12 protein-coding genes are annotated in these 15,035 nt (G+C 72.5%); 3 read left to right on the top strand and 9 right to left on the bottom strand.

The genetic code is table 11. From position 1 onward, the window contains the following. Positions 1-20 precede the first annotated feature (20 nt). Positions 21-914: an NYN domain-containing protein gene (locus AC6CQV_RS08780; protein ID WP_101305977.1), complete on the bottom strand. Its 894-nt coding sequence runs from the start codon at positions 912-914 to the stop codon at positions 21-23. A 1-nt stretch (position 915) separates the two neighbouring features. After that, positions 916-1,947: a Gfo/Idh/MocA family protein gene (locus AC6CQV_RS08775; protein ID WP_191008305.1), complete on the bottom strand. Its 1,032-nt coding sequence runs from the start codon at positions 1,945-1,947 to the stop codon at positions 916-918. A gap of 36 nt (positions 1,948-1,983) precedes the next feature. Between AC6CQV_RS08775 and AC6CQV_RS08770 the strand changes: the two genes are divergently transcribed. Beyond that, positions 1,984-3,327: a M20/M25/M40 family metallo-hydrolase gene (locus AC6CQV_RS08770; RefSeq protein ID WP_061782161.1), complete on the top strand. Its 1,344-nt coding sequence runs from the start codon at positions 1,984-1,986 to the stop codon at positions 3,325-3,327. Between the two features lie 10 nt (positions 3,328-3,337). On the opposite strand, the gene AC6CQV_RS08765 is transcribed toward AC6CQV_RS08770, so the two are convergent. Genes AC6CQV_RS08765 through AC6CQV_RS08740 form a run of 6 tightly spaced genes read right to left on the bottom strand, consistent with a single transcriptional unit; the run spans position 3,338 to position 11,578 of the window. Beyond that, positions 3,338-4,279 carry a quinone oxidoreductase family protein gene (locus tag AC6CQV_RS08765; RefSeq protein WP_498259253.1) on the bottom strand — a complete coding sequence of 314 codons (942 nt, stop codon included), beginning with the start codon at positions 4,277-4,279 and terminating at the stop codon, positions 3,338-3,340. A gap of 51 nt (positions 4,280-4,330) precedes the next feature. Next, positions 4,331-8,398: an ATP-dependent RNA helicase HrpA gene (hrpA, locus tag AC6CQV_RS08760; RefSeq protein WP_498259252.1), complete on the bottom strand. Its 4,068-nt coding sequence runs from the start codon at positions 8,396-8,398 to the stop codon at positions 4,331-4,333. Between the two features lie 21 nt (positions 8,399-8,419). Then, positions 8,420-9,082, bottom strand: coding sequence for a hypothetical protein (locus AC6CQV_RS08755; RefSeq protein ID WP_060959317.1), 663 nt, complete (start codon positions 9,080-9,082; stop codon positions 8,420-8,422). Further along, a complete protein-coding gene (locus AC6CQV_RS08750) occupies positions 9,079-9,546 on the bottom strand; it encodes a hypothetical protein (protein ID WP_191008309.1) in 468 nt (155 codons plus the stop codon). Before AC6CQV_RS08750 ends, AC6CQV_RS08755 begins: the two co-directional genes overlap by 4 nt. Continuing rightward, a complete protein-coding gene (locus AC6CQV_RS08745; protein WP_191008310.1) occupies positions 9,546-11,159 on the bottom strand; it encodes an EI24 domain-containing protein in 1,614 nt (537 codons plus the stop codon). The genes AC6CQV_RS08750 and AC6CQV_RS08745 overlap by 1 nt, the downstream gene beginning before the upstream one ends. Beyond that, positions 11,159-11,578, bottom strand: coding sequence for a hypothetical protein (locus AC6CQV_RS08740; protein ID WP_191008311.1), 420 nt, complete (start codon positions 11,576-11,578; stop codon positions 11,159-11,161). Before AC6CQV_RS08740 ends, AC6CQV_RS08745 begins: the two co-directional genes overlap by 1 nt. A gap of 124 nt (positions 11,579-11,702) precedes the next feature. Between AC6CQV_RS08740 and AC6CQV_RS08735 the strand changes: the two genes are divergently transcribed. Further along, the gene (locus AC6CQV_RS08735) at positions 11,703-12,530 is read left to right on the top strand and encodes an aldo/keto reductase (RefSeq protein WP_498259251.1); all 828 of its coding nucleotides are present in this window, start codon (positions 11,703-11,705) and stop codon (positions 12,528-12,530) included. Between the two features lie 55 nt (positions 12,531-12,585). On the opposite strand, the gene AC6CQV_RS08730 is transcribed toward AC6CQV_RS08735, so the two are convergent. Next, positions 12,586-14,184: a dolichyl-phosphate-mannose--protein mannosyltransferase gene (locus tag AC6CQV_RS08730; protein ID WP_498259250.1), complete on the bottom strand. Its 1,599-nt coding sequence runs from the start codon at positions 14,182-14,184 to the stop codon at positions 12,586-12,588. 23 nt (positions 14,185-14,207) lie between these two features. On the opposite strand from AC6CQV_RS08730, the gene rsmI reads away from it, so the two are divergent. Then, on the top strand, positions 14,208-15,023 hold the full coding sequence (gene rsmI / locus AC6CQV_RS08725) for a 16S rRNA (cytidine(1402)-2'-O)-methyltransferase (RefSeq protein ID WP_498259249.1): 816 nt from the start codon (positions 14,208-14,210) through the stop codon (positions 15,021-15,023). Positions 15,024-15,035: the final 12 nt, after the last annotated feature.

The raw sequence follows: 15,035 nt of genomic DNA, 5'->3' as shown, positions 1-15,035 counted from the left end.
TCCGGCGCGGCCGGCGGGGGTCAGCCCTCGTCGGCCGCGTCGGTCGTGTGCGGGCGCACGCGGACGATGTTGGTGGTCTCGTCGATGTCCGCGACGGTCGGGTGCGCCTTGACGAAGTCGGAGAACGACCGGTGGCCGAGAGCCTTCTCGCTGAACGAGGGGTCCATCCGCTTGAGGAGGTTCTTCACGGCCGACAGATGCACCCATTCGTCGTCGGTGCGCTCCTGCTCCAGCCGCAGGGCGCGGCCCAGGAGCTCGGCCGTCGGGTCCTCCGCCTTCTTGCGGCGGCGGGAAGACGTCGTGGCCGCGGCATCCGTCTTCTTCTGTGCGGTGGCGGCCGCCGCCGGCGGAACGACGCCGGGCAACGAGTCGTAGGCGTCGAACTGGTCGCATGCCGCGGCGAGCGACTTCGCGGTCGACCCGGCGACGCCGACTCCGACGACGACCCGGCCGAGACGCTTACAGCGCTGCGCGAGCGGCACGTAGTCGCTGTCTCCCGCCACGATGACGACGTGGGTGAGGTCGGGCAGGCGGAACATGTCCTCGACCGTGTCGACGGCCAGGCGGATGTCGGCGCCGTTCTTCGCGTACGCGGCGGCCGGGAACAGCTGGACGAGGTCGACGGCGCGCGCGACGAGCTGCGAGCGGTACAGCGCGTTCACCGGCGACGACCAGTCGGCGTAGGCCCGCGTGAGCACCAGGGTGCCGAAGGATGCCGCGTAGTCGATGATCGCGCCGACGTCGATCGTCGCGTCCTTGAGGCGCTGGGCGATCTCGGGCGCGTCGGGGTCGGCGATGATCTTCTGCCGGTCGGCCGCGTAGGAGTTGCGCCCGTGCACGCGGTCGTACCAGCTCATCACGATGTTGTCGAAGTCGAGATACACCGCGACGCGGTTGCCCTGCAGCTCGGCCATGTCAGTGCCCCTTCGGGTAGGTCACGCCGAGCTGGGCTCGCACGCCGTCGAGGGCGGCCATGATCGCGATCGACTCGTCGAACGGGAGGAGGTCGCTGTCGGTGCGTCCCGCGCGCAGCAGCGCCTCGGCGTACAGAGCCTGGAACTGCATGCCGCGCCCGTCGACGGTGGAGCGGTACTCCTCGATGACCGTGCCGTCGGTCGCGGTCACGCGGAAGGAGGTGGGCTCGTACCACACGCGGTCGATGTCGATGCGGGCGGCCGTGCCGATGACGTGCGCCGCGTTCGGTCCGGCGGCGCGCGAGCTCGTGACGAGCGACGACACCGCGCCTCCTTCGTGGACGGCGGCGATCGCGACCTCGGTGTCGGCGCCCGTCTCGCCGAGCCGACCGACCGCGCGCACCTCGGTCATCGGTCCGAGCACGTCCCATGCGAAGGAGACCGGGTAGATGCCGAGGTCCAGCAGGGCACCGCCGCCGAGCTCGAGGGCGTTCAGGCGGTGGCCGGGATCGAGCGGGAGCGACTGGGTGTGGTCGGCCACGACCGTGCGCACCTCGCCGATCGTCCCGTCGGCGATGAGCTCGCGGATGCGCACCATGTGCGGCAGGTACCGCGTCCACATCGCCTCCATCGCGAGCAGTCCGCGGCCGGCCGCGATGTCGCGGATCGCGACGGCCTCGTCGGCGTCGAGCGTCACCGCCTTCTCGATGAGGACGTGCTTTCCGGCCTCGAGAGCGAGGACGGCGTGCTCGCGATGATGACTGTGCGGCGAGGCGACGTAGACGATGTCGACCTCGGGGTCGGCGACCAGCTCCTCGTACGAGCCATGGGCGCGGGGGATGCCGTGCTCCTGCGCGAACGCCTCCGCGGACTCGGCGCGACGCGAACCGACCGCGGTGACCGTCAGCCCCGCGGTCCGGAGATCCTTCGTGAAGGCGTGGGCGATGCCGCCCGTCGCCAGGATGCCCCAGCGGACGGGGGCGCCGGGGATCGGGGAGGCGGCGCCGGGGCTGCCGGGAGCGATGTCGGTCATGCCTCGAGCCTATCGGCGGCCGCGTAGGCTCGAGCCGTGAGTGCCGACAACGCCGCCTCGATCGCCCGGTTCCGTGAGCTGCTGCAGATTCCGACCGTCTCGCATGCCGACGAGGGCCTCATCGACTGGGAGCCCTTCGACCGGCTGCTCGACGCGGTTGTGCGCCTGTATCCGGCGCTGCATGCCGTGCTGGAGCGCGAGGTCGTCGACGGGCATTCGCTGCTCTACCGCTGGCCGGGCGCCCGCGGCGGGGCGGACCCGCTCGTGCTGATGGCGCATCTGGATGTCGTGCCCGTGGTCGAGCAGGAGTGGGATCTCCCGCCGTTCGCCGCGGAGATCGCCGGCGAGGGCGCGGATGCGGCCATCCACGCGCGCGGAGCGATCGACGACAAGGGCGCGCTCGTCGCCATCCTCGAAGCGGTCGAGGCGCTCGTCGCCGACGGCTTCTCACCCGAGCACGACGTCTATCTCGCCTTCGGGCACAACGAGGAGACCGCCGGCGGGGGCGCCCGGGCGATCGTCGCGCTGCTGCGCGAGCGCGGCGTGGAGCCTGGTCTCGTCCTGGACGAGGGCGGCGCCGTCGTGGAGGGCGTCGTGCCGGGGATCTCGGTGCCCACCGCGATGGTGGGTGTCGCCGAGCGGGGCGTCATGACGCTCCGTCTCACCGCCCGGGAGGGCGGCGGGCACGCGTCGACGCCGCCGGCCTTCCCGGCGACGGCGCGCCTGGCCCGGGCGATCGACCGCATCCACCGGCATCCGTTCCCCGCGCGCATCGCGCCGCCGGTGCGGGCGCTCTTCGCCACCCTCGCCCCGCACGCCGCTCAGCCGCTGCGGACGGTGTTCGCCAATCTGGGCCTGCTGGCGCCGGTGGTGGCGCGGGTCTTCCCCCGGCTCGGGCCGGAGATGAACGCGATGGTGCGCACCACCGCCGTCGCCACCGAGCTGTCGGGCGCCCCGGGCGAGAACGTCCTCGCGACGACCGCGCGCGCCGCGGTCAACGTCCGCCTGCTCACGGGCGACACGGTCGCCTCCGCGACGGCGCGGATCCGCCGCGTCGTCGCCGACCCGCATGTCGAGGTGGAGGTGCGGCACGGGTCCGATCCGTCGCCGGTCTCGCCGTGGCGCGGACGGCCGTGGCGGCGCATCGCCACGGCGGTCCGCGAGACGCTGGGCGAGGAGGTCGTCACGACGCCCTACATCCAGCTCGGTGCGAGCGACAGCCGGTGGTTCACCGCCATCAGCGCGCACGTCTACCGCTTCACGCCGTTCCACCTCACGCGCGCCGAACGCGACGCTCTGCACTCGCACAACGAGCGCATCCGGGTCGCGTCGTGGCTGGCCGGCATCCGCTTCTACCGGGCCCTCATCGCGGCCAGCTGAGCCGGGAGGGTCAGGGCACCAGCACGATCTTGCCGTCGGCGCCGGCGGCGACGAGCCGGTGCGCCTCCGCCGCCTCGGCCAGCGGCAGCCGCGGTCCGAGCTCGATGCGGAACCGTCCGGCCGCGAGGAGGGCGACCGTGACCGGGACGGCCTCGGCCCGCCACGCCTGCTCGTGCGCCGTCAAGGGCACCGGGCTGCCGCCGCTGAAGGCCCGGATGCCGAGGGCTGCGGCATCCTTCCCGCGCACCAGCGTCGCGATGCGGCGATGATCGGCGACGAGCTCGCGTGACTGCTGCAGTGCGTCGTCGGTGCCGGCGAGGTCGATGGCGACCGTGACGCCCTGCGGCGCGAGCCGGCGCACGTCGTCCACGACGGCGGCGCCGTAGGGCAGGGGATGCGCGCCGAGCGCCCGCACCCGGTCGGCGCGACGGTCGCTCGTCGTCGCGAGCACCGTCGCGCCCGAGAGCACCGCGTGCTGGATGGCGGCCTGCCCGACGGCTCCCGAGCCGCCGTGGATGAGCACGGTGTCTTCGGCGCCCACCGCGAGCGAGCGGAGCGTCTGGTACGCCGTCCCGACGGGGATGCCGAGGGCGGCCCCCTCGGCGGCCGACACCTGCGGGGGACGCGGTGAGACGTGCGCGGCGGAGGTCGTCAGCGCGCTCGCGTAGGTGCCGGCGGCGCCGAAGACGACCACGGGGTCGCCGACCCGGAAGCCCTCGACCTCGGATCCGACCGCCGTGACGATGCCGGCGGCATCCGAGCCCAGGCGGCGCGGCTCGACGATCGGGTCGGATGCGCGCAGGCCCGAGCGCAGCTTGTGGTCGATCGGGTTGACGCCGACCGCCTCGATGCGGACGGTGACCTCGCCGGGCCCGGGGGCGGGCACCTCGACGTCGGCGACGGTGAGGACCTCGGGTCCTCCGAACTCGGTGTACACGATCGCGGTGCTCATGCGGGATGCAACGGCCCCGCCCCGCCCGTATTCCGCGTCGGGGCGGCCGGATCAGGCGCTGAGCGCCTTGGTGATGCGGGGGAGCGAGACCGGCTCGGCGGTGCCGAGCGCCTGCGCGAACAGGCTCACCCGGTACTCCTCCAGCAGCCACCGCGCGTGCACCAGCGCCGGCGTCGCGTCGGCGGGCAGGGGCAGCGTGCCCCCCGCGTCGGCGTAGAGCGCGGCGGCGCGCTCGAACTCGGTCAGCCGTTGCCGGTCGCGGCCGGGGTTGTCGGCGAGGGTCCGGACGCGTTCGAGCGCGCCCTGCAGGTAACGCGGCAGGTGCCGGAGGCGGTCGAGACCGGACCGCGACACGAACCCCGGGAAGATCAGTCCCGCCAGCTGCCCCTTCACGTCGCCCAGCGCGGTGAGCAGCGTCATCGAGTTCTGGCCCTTGATCGCCCTGTCGACGTCGCGCTGGAGCGTGAGGATGCGCGCCGTGAGCGAAACCGCCTGGAAGAGCTCGTCGACCACGGCGGCCGAGAACGCGTCGCGGACGGCCGCGAACTGCTCCGGCGTGCGTACGCCGCCGGGGGCCACGCGGTCCCGCACGGCGTCGGCGACCGCGACGCGCGCATCCTCGATGAGAGCCTTGGCCGACGGGTACGGGGACGCGGCCAGCGAGAGCTTCTCGGCCGCGGTGAGGTGATCGAGCACGTAGGCGCTGGGGGAGGAGTCGGCCAGCAGCAGCAACCGGCGCACGCCGGCATGGGTGAGGCGTTCGGCCCGTTCCGGCGTCGCCTCGATGCGCAGGGCGACGGCATCCTTCTCGTCGACGAGAGCGGGGTAGCCGCGCACGACGCCGCCGGCGACCTTGGTGTCGACCACCTCCGGCAGCGTGCCGAGGTCCCACGTGAGGATGCCGGTGCGCTCCGCGAGAGCGGGGGCCGCGGCGGCCGGCGGCGCGCCGGCCGCCGCCCGTGCGACGCGGGCCGCGGGCGGCGTCTCGCGCGCGAGGGTGCGCGCCACCTGCTCACGGGCACGGCTCGCGAGCCGATCCTGCAGCTCGCCCAGATCGCGCGAGGTGCCGACCGAGCGGCCGCGGTGGTCGACGGCGCGGAACGTCACGAGCAGGTGGGAGGGCACGCGGTCGAGGTCGAAATCGGCGACCGTCACCGGCTGGTTCGCGATGCGCTGGATGCGGGTCGCGAGGGCGGCGCGCAGCGTCTGCGGCGGAAGCCCGTCGTGATGCTCGGGCCCGGCGTCGCTGAGCTCCTCGCCGAGGCGGGCCGCCCAGTCGGCGGCCGGCACCACGTGGCGGCGGATCGCCTTGGGCAGCGCCTTCAGCAGCGCGGTGGTCAGTTCCGCGCGCAGCCCCGGGACCTGCCAGTCGAAGCCGTCCGGTCGGAGCCCCGCCAGCAGCGGAAGCGGGACGACCACGCTCACGCCGTCCTCGGGATCGCCCGGCTCGAAGCGGTACGCGAGGGAGAGCACCTGATCGCCCTGATGCCACCGGCCCGGGAACGCGCGCTCATCGGAACGCGACGCGTCGCCCTGCAGGTCGGCCTCGGTCATGTCGAGCAGCCGCGGGGTGCGCGCCGAGGCGTCGCGCCACCACGACTCGAACGAGCGCACATCGAACACGTCGGACGGCAGGCGGGAGTCGTAGAAGGCGAAGACGGCCTCGTCTCCGACCAGGATGTCGCGGCGGCGCTCGCGCTCCTCCACCTTCTCGAGGCGGCGACGCAGGTCGAGGTTGCGCCGTTCGAAGGCCGTCAGCCGCTTGTCGAGGTGCTGGCTGTTCCAGTCGCCGTCGACGAGCGCGTGCCGCACGAACAGCTCGCGTGCCAGCGGCCGGTCGATCCTCGCCAGCTGCACGCGCCGGCGGGGGATGATCTCGACGCCGAAGAGCGTGACCTTCTCCGCGGCGACGGCGGCCCCGGCATCCTTCGACCAGTGCGGATCGCTCAGCTGGCGGTGGGCGAGATCGCCGGCGAGCTCCTCGGCCCACGCCGGATCGATCGCCGCCACGGTGCGCGCGAACAGACGCGACGTCTCGACGAGCTCGGCGGCCATGACGGCGTCGGGGGTGGCCTTGCGCAGCGCCGAACCGGGGAAGATCGCGAACGCGCTCCCGCGTGCGCCGCGGAACACCGGGATCGGCTTGCGCTTGTCGGCGGGCCGGCCGCTGGCCTTTCCCGCCACGGAGCGGGTGTCGAGGATGCCGATGTGGGAGAGCAGCCCCGCGAGGATGGCACGGTGGACCAGGGCGGGATCGGCGGCGCTCCCGTCGGTGCGCGGTGAGTCGCCCGCGGCGGTGCGCGAGGACGTGCCCATCAGCTGGCGCAGCTGTCGGTGCACGTCGACCCACTCGCGCACGCGGACGTAGTTCAGGAACTCACTGCGGCACAGCCGCCGGAACGCGCTCGACCCGAGCTCGCGCTGCTGTTGCTGCAGGTGGTTCCAGAGGTTGAGCAGGGTGAGGAAATCACTGGTCGGGTCGGTGAACCGCGCGTGGAGCCGATCGGCCTGCTCGCGTCCGGCGCCGTCCTCCGCCGACGGCCGCTCGCGCACGTCCTGGATGGACAGCCCGGCCACGATGGCCAGGACGTCGGGCAGCACCTGCAGGCGCCGCGCCTCGATCAACATGCGCGCGAACCGCGGATCGATCGGGAGGCGTGCGATCTCGCGTCCGAGCGACGTCAGCCGCCGCGACGGCGTGACGGCGCGCAGCTCGGTGAGCAGGTCGAACGCGGCCTTCACCCCGCGGCTGTCGGGCTTGGTCAGGAACGGGAAGTCCTCGATGTCGCCGAATCCGAGGGAGAGCATCTGCAGGATGACCGACGCGAGCGACGTGCGGAGGATCTCGGGCTCGGTGTACTCCGGCCGCGAGCGGAAGTCGTCCTCGCCGTACAGCCGGATCGCGATGCCGTGCGACGTGCGTCCCGCACGGCCGGAGCGCTGCTGCGCCGAGGCCTGCGAGATGGCCTCGATCGGCAGGCGCTGGATCTTGGAGCGGACGCTGTAGCGCGAGATGCGCGCGGTGCCCGCGTCGATGATGTAGCGGATGCCGGGGACGGTGAGGCTCGTCTCGGCGACGTTGGTGGCGAGGATGACCCGGCGCCGCACCCCGGCGACGCCGGACGGCTCGAAGACGCGGTGCTGCTCCGCCGCCGACAGACGGCCGTAGAGGGGGAGGACCTCGGTCGGGCGGGCGTCTCTGGCGTACATGCCGCGCACGGCATCCATCGCGTCGCGGATCTCGGCTTCACCGGGCAGGAAGACGAGCACGTCACCCTCGGCCTCGCGATCGAGCTCGCGCAGCGCGGCGAGCAGCGCGTCGACGTCGTCGCCGTCGGCGGGCGTTTCGACTCGGCCCTTCGGGCCTCGCTCAACGACCGGGGTGCCCTTCGGGCCTCGCTCAACGACCGGGGTGCCCTTCGGGCCTCGCTCAACGGCCGGGGTGGCGTTCGGACCTCGCTCTGCGGCCGGGGTGGCGTTCGGGCCTCGCTCAACGGCCGGGGCCTCGGGGACGTGCGGACGGTAGCGGATCTCGACCGGGTAGGTGCGGCCGGAGACCTCGACGATCGGCGCGGGGGTGCCCTCCGCATCCGCGAAGTGCCGTGCGAAGCTCTCCGGGTCGATCGTCGCCGACGTGATCACGACCTTGAGGTCGGGACGCTCCGGGAGGATCCGGGCGAGGTAGCCCAGGAGGAAGTCGATGTTCAACGACCGCTCGTGCGCCTCGTCGATGATGATCGTGTCGTAGCGGCGCAGCAACCGGTCGCGGTGGATCTCGTTGAGCAGGATGCCGTCGGTGACCAGAGCGACCTGCGTCTCATCGGAGACGTGATCGGTGAAGCGCACCTTGTAGCCGACGGCGCCGCCGAGGGGAACCTGCAGCTCGTGCGCGATGCGTTCCGCGATCGTGCGTGCGGCGATGCGGCGCGGCTGGGTGTGGGCGATGCGGGTGCGGCCGAGCTCCAGGCAGATCTTCGGCAGCTGCGTCGTCTTGCCCGAACCGGTCGCGCCGGCGACGATGACCACCTGATGCGTCGCGATGGCGCGCGAGATCTCCTCCCGCGCGGCGCTGACGGGCAGCTCCGGGGGGTAGGAGATCACGGGGGCGACGGGAGGCATAGCCCTCCATCGTATTGCGCGTCAGCGCGCCACGGTGCCCGCGTGGTCCACGACGGGCGCGGATGCCGGGCGAAACCCCGAGACCTCGACGATCGCGTCGAAGTAGGCGAGGAGCGCGTTCGGGATGTCGCCGAGCGGGGTCGACAGCACGACGAGGCTCAGCTTCTTCGAGTCCGGCACGGGATACCAGTACTGCGCGACGAGCCGCCGCTGGGTGAACGGGGCACCGTCCTCGAACTCGACCGACTCGTCCACGCGATGCGCGCGGACGACCTCTCCGTCGGAGAACGGGCGTCGCACAGCGGTTGCGGCCATGTCGGGCGCGATGGTGGGCAGGGCCTCTTCGAGCACCGCCAGCACGTGCTGCGGGTTCGTGCCGATCGACGGGCTCATGCGGAGGCGATCGTCGTCGAACAGCGTCAGCATGGCCGACATCGGCTCGCCGGGACCGAGCTCCGTCTGCAGCAGCAGCAGTCGTCCGTGCGCCTCGCGCGCGGCCCGCGCCGCCTCCACGAGGTCGTCGCGCATCCGACGGCGGGCCGTCGCGTGCTGATCGGCGGTGCCGAGCGTGCCACGGGCGACGTCGGTCGCCGAGGCGCGCGCCTCCTCGTCGCTGTCCAGCGCCACGGGCCACCAGGTGCCGACGAGGCGGAACACGAGCTCCGGGACGGCGTCGTCGCTCACAGCTTCTCGAGGTCGACGCGACTGAGCGTGACGCCGCCGTCGTGCAGCGCCGTCACATCGTCGGGGAGTCCCGCGACCGCCGCGGACAGGTCGACGATCTTCTCCTCGTCTGCGGCATCGCGGGCGATCACGGTGACCGTCTCGATGCTCGCGGGCGTGGTGTCGCGGATCGCGACGAAGATCGCCACGAGGCGCTCGGCGGTGACCGGCTCGTCGGCGGGCACCAGCACGCTCACCGACAGGGTCTTCGCCATGCCGGAGGTGCTCACGGTGCCCAGCGGATCCTCGACCCCCGGATCGGCCGCCGAGACGGCGGCGTAGACGCTCTGCAGATCCACGTCGGTTCCTTCCTGTGCGGCGCTGGACGCGGCGGGCGCGCCGCCTCCGCCGGTGCATGCGGTGAGCGCCGCCACCGCGAGGACCGCGGCGGCCGCGGCGACGGCGAGTCGAGTCGTTCCGGGCATCATTTCTCCTGCCAGGAGTAGTAGGTCGTGTCATAACCGTACGTGCTGCCGTCGCCGATGAAGTACGCGTTGAGGTCGTCCTGCGTGGCGGGCGGCACCCGATCGATCTGGCTCTGCAGCGTCGAGTTGTAGGCGGAGGCGTTGTGGATGCCGCCGACGCCCTGAGCCGCCAGAGGCGACGGCGTGTTGATCGTCGTCCAGTTCGGCCGCTGCTGGGCGTATCCGCCGGTGCCGAGGGAGATCACCGAGTCGAGGCGCGGCACCGGGTCGCCGTCGTGCTGCACCGAGACCACGGTCGTCGAGGACGGGATGGGCATGCTGTCGATCGGTGCGCCGGCGACCACGACCGCATCCCAGTTGTAGTCGGAGTTGTAGGCCGCGAGGTGGCCCGCCATGATCCCGCCCTGGCTGAAGCCGACGAGCATCACCGGGTCGTCCGGCCCGACCCCGGCCTGCTGCATCGCCTGCAGGACCGCGCGCTCGTACTGCGAGCGCAGGGAGGGCGTGAGCATGAGGGCGAGGTTGCTGTCGAGGTCGTTGACCGCGCCCTGGTCGCCGTTGAACCGCGAGAGCCACTCCTGCGTGCTCGGCAGTGCGACACGCCACCGCACGACCCCGTCGGCGTCGACCACCTTCGTGACCTTGATGACGGTCTCGTCGGCGCTGTCGGCGGTGTAGTGGCCGAGGGAGTCGACGTAGCCGGCATCCTTGATGGCGTGCGCGAGATCGGTGGGCTCGCCCTGCGAATCGCGCTTCTCCCGCCGGGTGCGGTCGTACTCGCTCACCTGCGGGGTGGGCTTGAGGACGTCCGAGAGGATGCTCGAGAGGAGGAACCCCGCGAGCAGTCCGACCACCAGGGCCGCGATGAGCGGACCGATCACGGGGATGAGCGAGAGCAGCGCATAGACCAGCGCGAGGATCAGGACGGTCCCCACCAGGGCGAGCACGGTCGAGACGAGTCGCTGGAGCTCGTCCCACAGATCCTGAAGGAAGTCGCCGACCCACTTCGCCAGATCGGCGAAGAACGAGCCGAGACCCTCGAAGAAGTTGCCGACGCGATCGAGCCACCCCTCGTTGGTCGCGTCGATGGCGCTGTCGATGAGCGCCATCGCGCGCTGCGCCGCCTCCTCCATGTCGCGTCGCGCCTGTTCGTGGGCCTCGCGAGCCGCCGAGGCGGCGTCGTCGTACCGTCGGGCCGCGGCGCGCGCGTCGGCGAGCTGACGCTCCGCGGTCTCGATGTTCGCGGCGGGCGCGGCCGACTGCTCCAGGCTGCGCACGTGACGGTCGAGCGCGGAGACCTGCGTGCCCGCGCTGCCGGCGTGCCGCTCGGCGTACGCCTCGCTCGCGTCGGCCTCGTCGGCTTTGCGGTGGGCGTCGCGAAGCGCCGCCGCATACTCGACCAGCGCGTGCGCCGTGCCCGCGTAACGGCCGTGGGCGGCGCTCAGGTCTCCGGCCACCTGGCCGCTGCGCTCGCGGATCGCGTCCAGCGAGCGGGCGGTGCTCGCATACGCGAGCGCCCGGAGGTCGTCGGCGGCGCGTTCGATGCGGCTGGCCGACGAGACGTAGGTCGCCGCGCGCTCGGCCAGCGCGTCGGGGTTGCCGGGAAGGGTCATCAGCGGTCTCCGTCCGTCGGGGGCGTCGGTGCCGGGCCCGGTGTCGGCGTCGGGACGGGGGCGGGCGCGGGCGCGGGCGTGGGGGTCGCGGAGGCCGCGTCGCGCACGTCGGCGGCGGCCGCGGCGTCGCCCGACCGGCTCTGCTGCACCGCGGCGGCCAGGTCGGTGTCGAGGTCCTCGAAGGTGTCGACGACCGCGCGCAGGTAGTCCGCGATGAACGTGAGGTTGTCCTCCAGCTTCCCGCGCGCGATGTCCCACTTGCCGCCGAAGTCGCGAACCTTGCCGGCCAGCCCGTCGTGACCCGTGTAGCCCGCCGTCTCGTCGGCGATGCGCTCGGCCGTCGAGAAGTCGCCCGCGATCCTCTCGGCGCGCGACGCGCTCGACAGGACCTCGCTCACATCGATCTTCAGATCGCTCATCTGTCCGCCTCCCTCCTGACAACCTAGGGGAGCCCTCGACGCGTCGCGATGGGGAGAACAACCCATGCCCCGGATGCCGCGGCATCCGCCCGCAGGGCGATCGGGCGCACCTACGCTGGAGGACATGACGATTCCCCTCATGACACTCAATGACGGTCACACCATCCCCCAGCTCGGCTTCGGCGTCTTCAAGGTCGACCCGGCGCAGACCGAGAGGATCGTCTCCGACGCGCTCGAGGCGGGCTACCGCCACATCGACACGGCCGCCATCTACGGCAACGAGGAGGGCGTGGGCCGTGCCATCGCCGCGAGCGGTCTGTCGCGGGACGAGCTGTTCGTGACCACCAAGCTGTGGAACGACCGCCAGCGGGGCGACGAGCCGCTCGCCGCGATCGACGAGAGCCTCGAGAAGCTCGGCCTCGAGGCCGTCGACCTGTACCTCGTGCACTGGCCGGCGCCGGCCAACGGCGCCTACGTCAACGCGTGGGAGAAGATGGTGCAGATCCGCGACGCCGGCAAGGCGCGCAGCATCGGCGTCTCGAACCACCTGCCCGCGCACCTGTCCGAGATCATCGCGGCGACGGGCGTCACCCCCGCCGTCGACCAGATCGAGCTGCACCCGGCCTACCAGCAGCGCGACGTCACGTCGTTCGCGAAGGAGCACGGCATCCTCATCGAGGCGTGGGGCCCGCTCGGTCAGGGCAAGTACCCGCTGTTCGACGAGGAGCCCGTCGCCGCCGCGGCCGCGGCCCACGGCAAGACGCCCGCCCAGGTCGTGCTGCGCTGGCACATCGAGCAGGGCCACATCATCTTCCCGAAGTCGAACAACCCCGAGCGCATCCGCGAGAACCTCGACCTGTTCGACTTCGCGCTGACCGCGGACGAGGTGGCGGCCATCACGGCGCTCGAGCGCGGCGGTCGCGTCTCGGCCCACCCGGACGAGGTCAACTGACGCCCGGCTTCGCCGGGGCGGCATCCCGTCGCCCCGGTGGAGCTCGCGCGCGGGGTCAGACCCAGCCCTGCATCCAGTTGTGCAACCGGTAGAAGTCGTACGGCACCTGCATCGCCGACCAGAGCGGATACCAGAACGCCGACAGGACGACGGCGACGACGAGGAACACGATCACCACGCGCTGTCCGGCCGTGCGGCGCGCGGGTTCGGCATGGGCCGCACCGGCGATCTCGCGGAGCGCGAACGCGAGCGCCAGCAGCAGGAACGGCCAGATCGCGATCGTGTAGAACTGGAACACGGTCCGCTCGGGGTACAGCAGCCACGGCACCCACGTGGCCGCGATGCCCACGAGCACGACCGCGTGGCGCCAGTCGCGATCGACCGCGAAACGGTAGACGAGGTAGAGGGCCGCGATCACCGAGGCGTACCACAGCAGCGGGTTCGGCATGCTGTAGAGGATCTGCAGACAGCCGTTGTCGCCGGTGCACCCGTTCTGCCCGTCGGCGCTGGAGAAGGCGTACATCGAGGTCGGCCGCCACAGGAACGGCCACGCCCAGGCGGCGCTGGAGTAGCTGTGGGGAGATGTCATCCCGACCATCGATCCGTAGATCGTCTGGTGATAGGTCCACAGGCTCTGGATGGGCAGCGGCACCCAGGAGAACAGTCCCGTGGCGGGGCTGATCTCGGCGGCGTTGCGGTCGTAACCGCCGTCGCTGAGCAGCCATCCGCTCCACGAGCCCAGGTAGACGACGGCGGCGGCGGGCACCAGCAGCACGAACGAGACGAGCCCCTGCCGCACGGCATCCATCGGCCAGAAGGTCACCCCGAGCCGGCGGCGTTCGAGGGCGTCGGTGACGACGAGGTAGATCCCGATCCCGGCGAGCACCCACACGCCCGACCATTTGACGGCCGTCGCCGCTCCCGCCGCGGCGCCGGCCGCGATGATCCACGGGCGGTTCCACAGCACGGCGCCCCACGCCGGCGGGGCGTCGCCTGCCCGGAGCGCGACCGTCGCGGCGGCGAGGCGATCGAGATGGCGGCGGCGGTCGAGGAGCGCGAACCAGAAAACGAGGAGCACGAAGAACGCGAGGAACACGTCGAGCAGGGCCACCCGGCTCATCACGATCCCCAGACCGTCGATCGCCAGCAGGAACGACGTCACGGTCGCGAACACGGTCGAGCCGGTGAGGGTCTTGGCGACCAGGAACAGCAGCAGCACCAACGCCGTGCCGAACAGAGCGGTCATGAACCGCCACCCGAACGAGCTGTCCGGGCCGAACAGCCACATCCCGATGCCGATGAGGTACTTGCCCAGCGGCGGGTGCACGACGAAGCTCGGATCCGTCGTGAAGAGGCCGGTCTCGCCCGCCGCGAAGCGTGCGTCGGCGCCGTCCGGCCAGGTCGCGGCGTAGCCCAGGTTCCACTGGCTCCACGCGTCTTTCACGTAGTACGTCTCGTCGAAGACGAGGGCGTGCGGATGCCCCAGGTTCCCGAAGCGCAGGATGCCGGCGAGCAGCGTGACCAGCAGCGGCGCCAGCCAGGCGTACAGCCGCTGGAGGCGGGGCTCGGCGGCGACGCGCTCGCGCCAGTGGTCGTAGGCGGACGTGCGCGCGGGCGGCAGCAGCGGCGGAAGCGACTCGGCGGTGGTCGACACGGCCACAAGCCTAAGCTGAAGCGGTGATCATCCTCGGCGCGACTCCCATCGGCAACCTGGGCGACGCCTCGCCGCGGCTGGTCGCGGCCCTGGAGCAGGCGACGGTGATCGCGGCGGAGGACACCCGCACGACGGTGCGGCTGCTGCAGGCGCTCGGCATCGCCAATCGGCCCCGCCTCGTGGCGCTCCACGACCACAACGAGAAGCAGCGCGCGGCCGAGCTCGTCGCCCGTGCCCGCGACGAAGACCTGCTCGTCCTCAGCGACGCCGGCATGCCCACCGTCAGCGACCCCGGATTCGGCCTGGTCGCGGAGGCGGTCGCGCAACGCGTGACCGTGACCGCACTGCCCGGTCCGAGCGCGGTGGTGACCGCGCTCGCCGTGGCAGGGCTGCCGACCGACCGGTTCACCTTCGAGGGTTTCCTTCCGCGCAAGGCGGGGGAGCGGGCGCGTGCACTCGGTCTGCTCGCGGCGGAGCCGCGCACGATGGTCTTCTTCGAGGCGCCCTCGCGGGTCGCGGAGACGCTGGAGGCCATGGCCGCCGCGTTCGGCGCCGACCGCCCCGCGGCGCTGTGCCGTGAGCTCACGAAGCTCCACGAGGAGGTCGTGCGCGACGGCGTCGGGGCGCTGGCGGCGTGGGCGTCCGACGGCGTCCGCGGCGAGATCGTCCTCGTGGTGGGCGGTGCGCCCGCCCGGGAGGTGTCCGCCGCGGACGCCGTCGCACACGTGCAGGCGCTCGTGGCCGACGGTGTGCGGCTGAAGGATGCGGCGGCCGAGGTCGCGGCCGCGACGGGGCTGTCGAGCCGCGACCTCTACCAGGCGGTGCTCGCCGCCCGATGACCGGGGAACCCG

This window comes from Microbacterium sp. EG9, assembly GCF_059759475.1.
The sequence above is the reverse complement of the archived record's forward strand: the minus strand, read 5'-3'. Positions and strand labels throughout refer to the sequence as shown.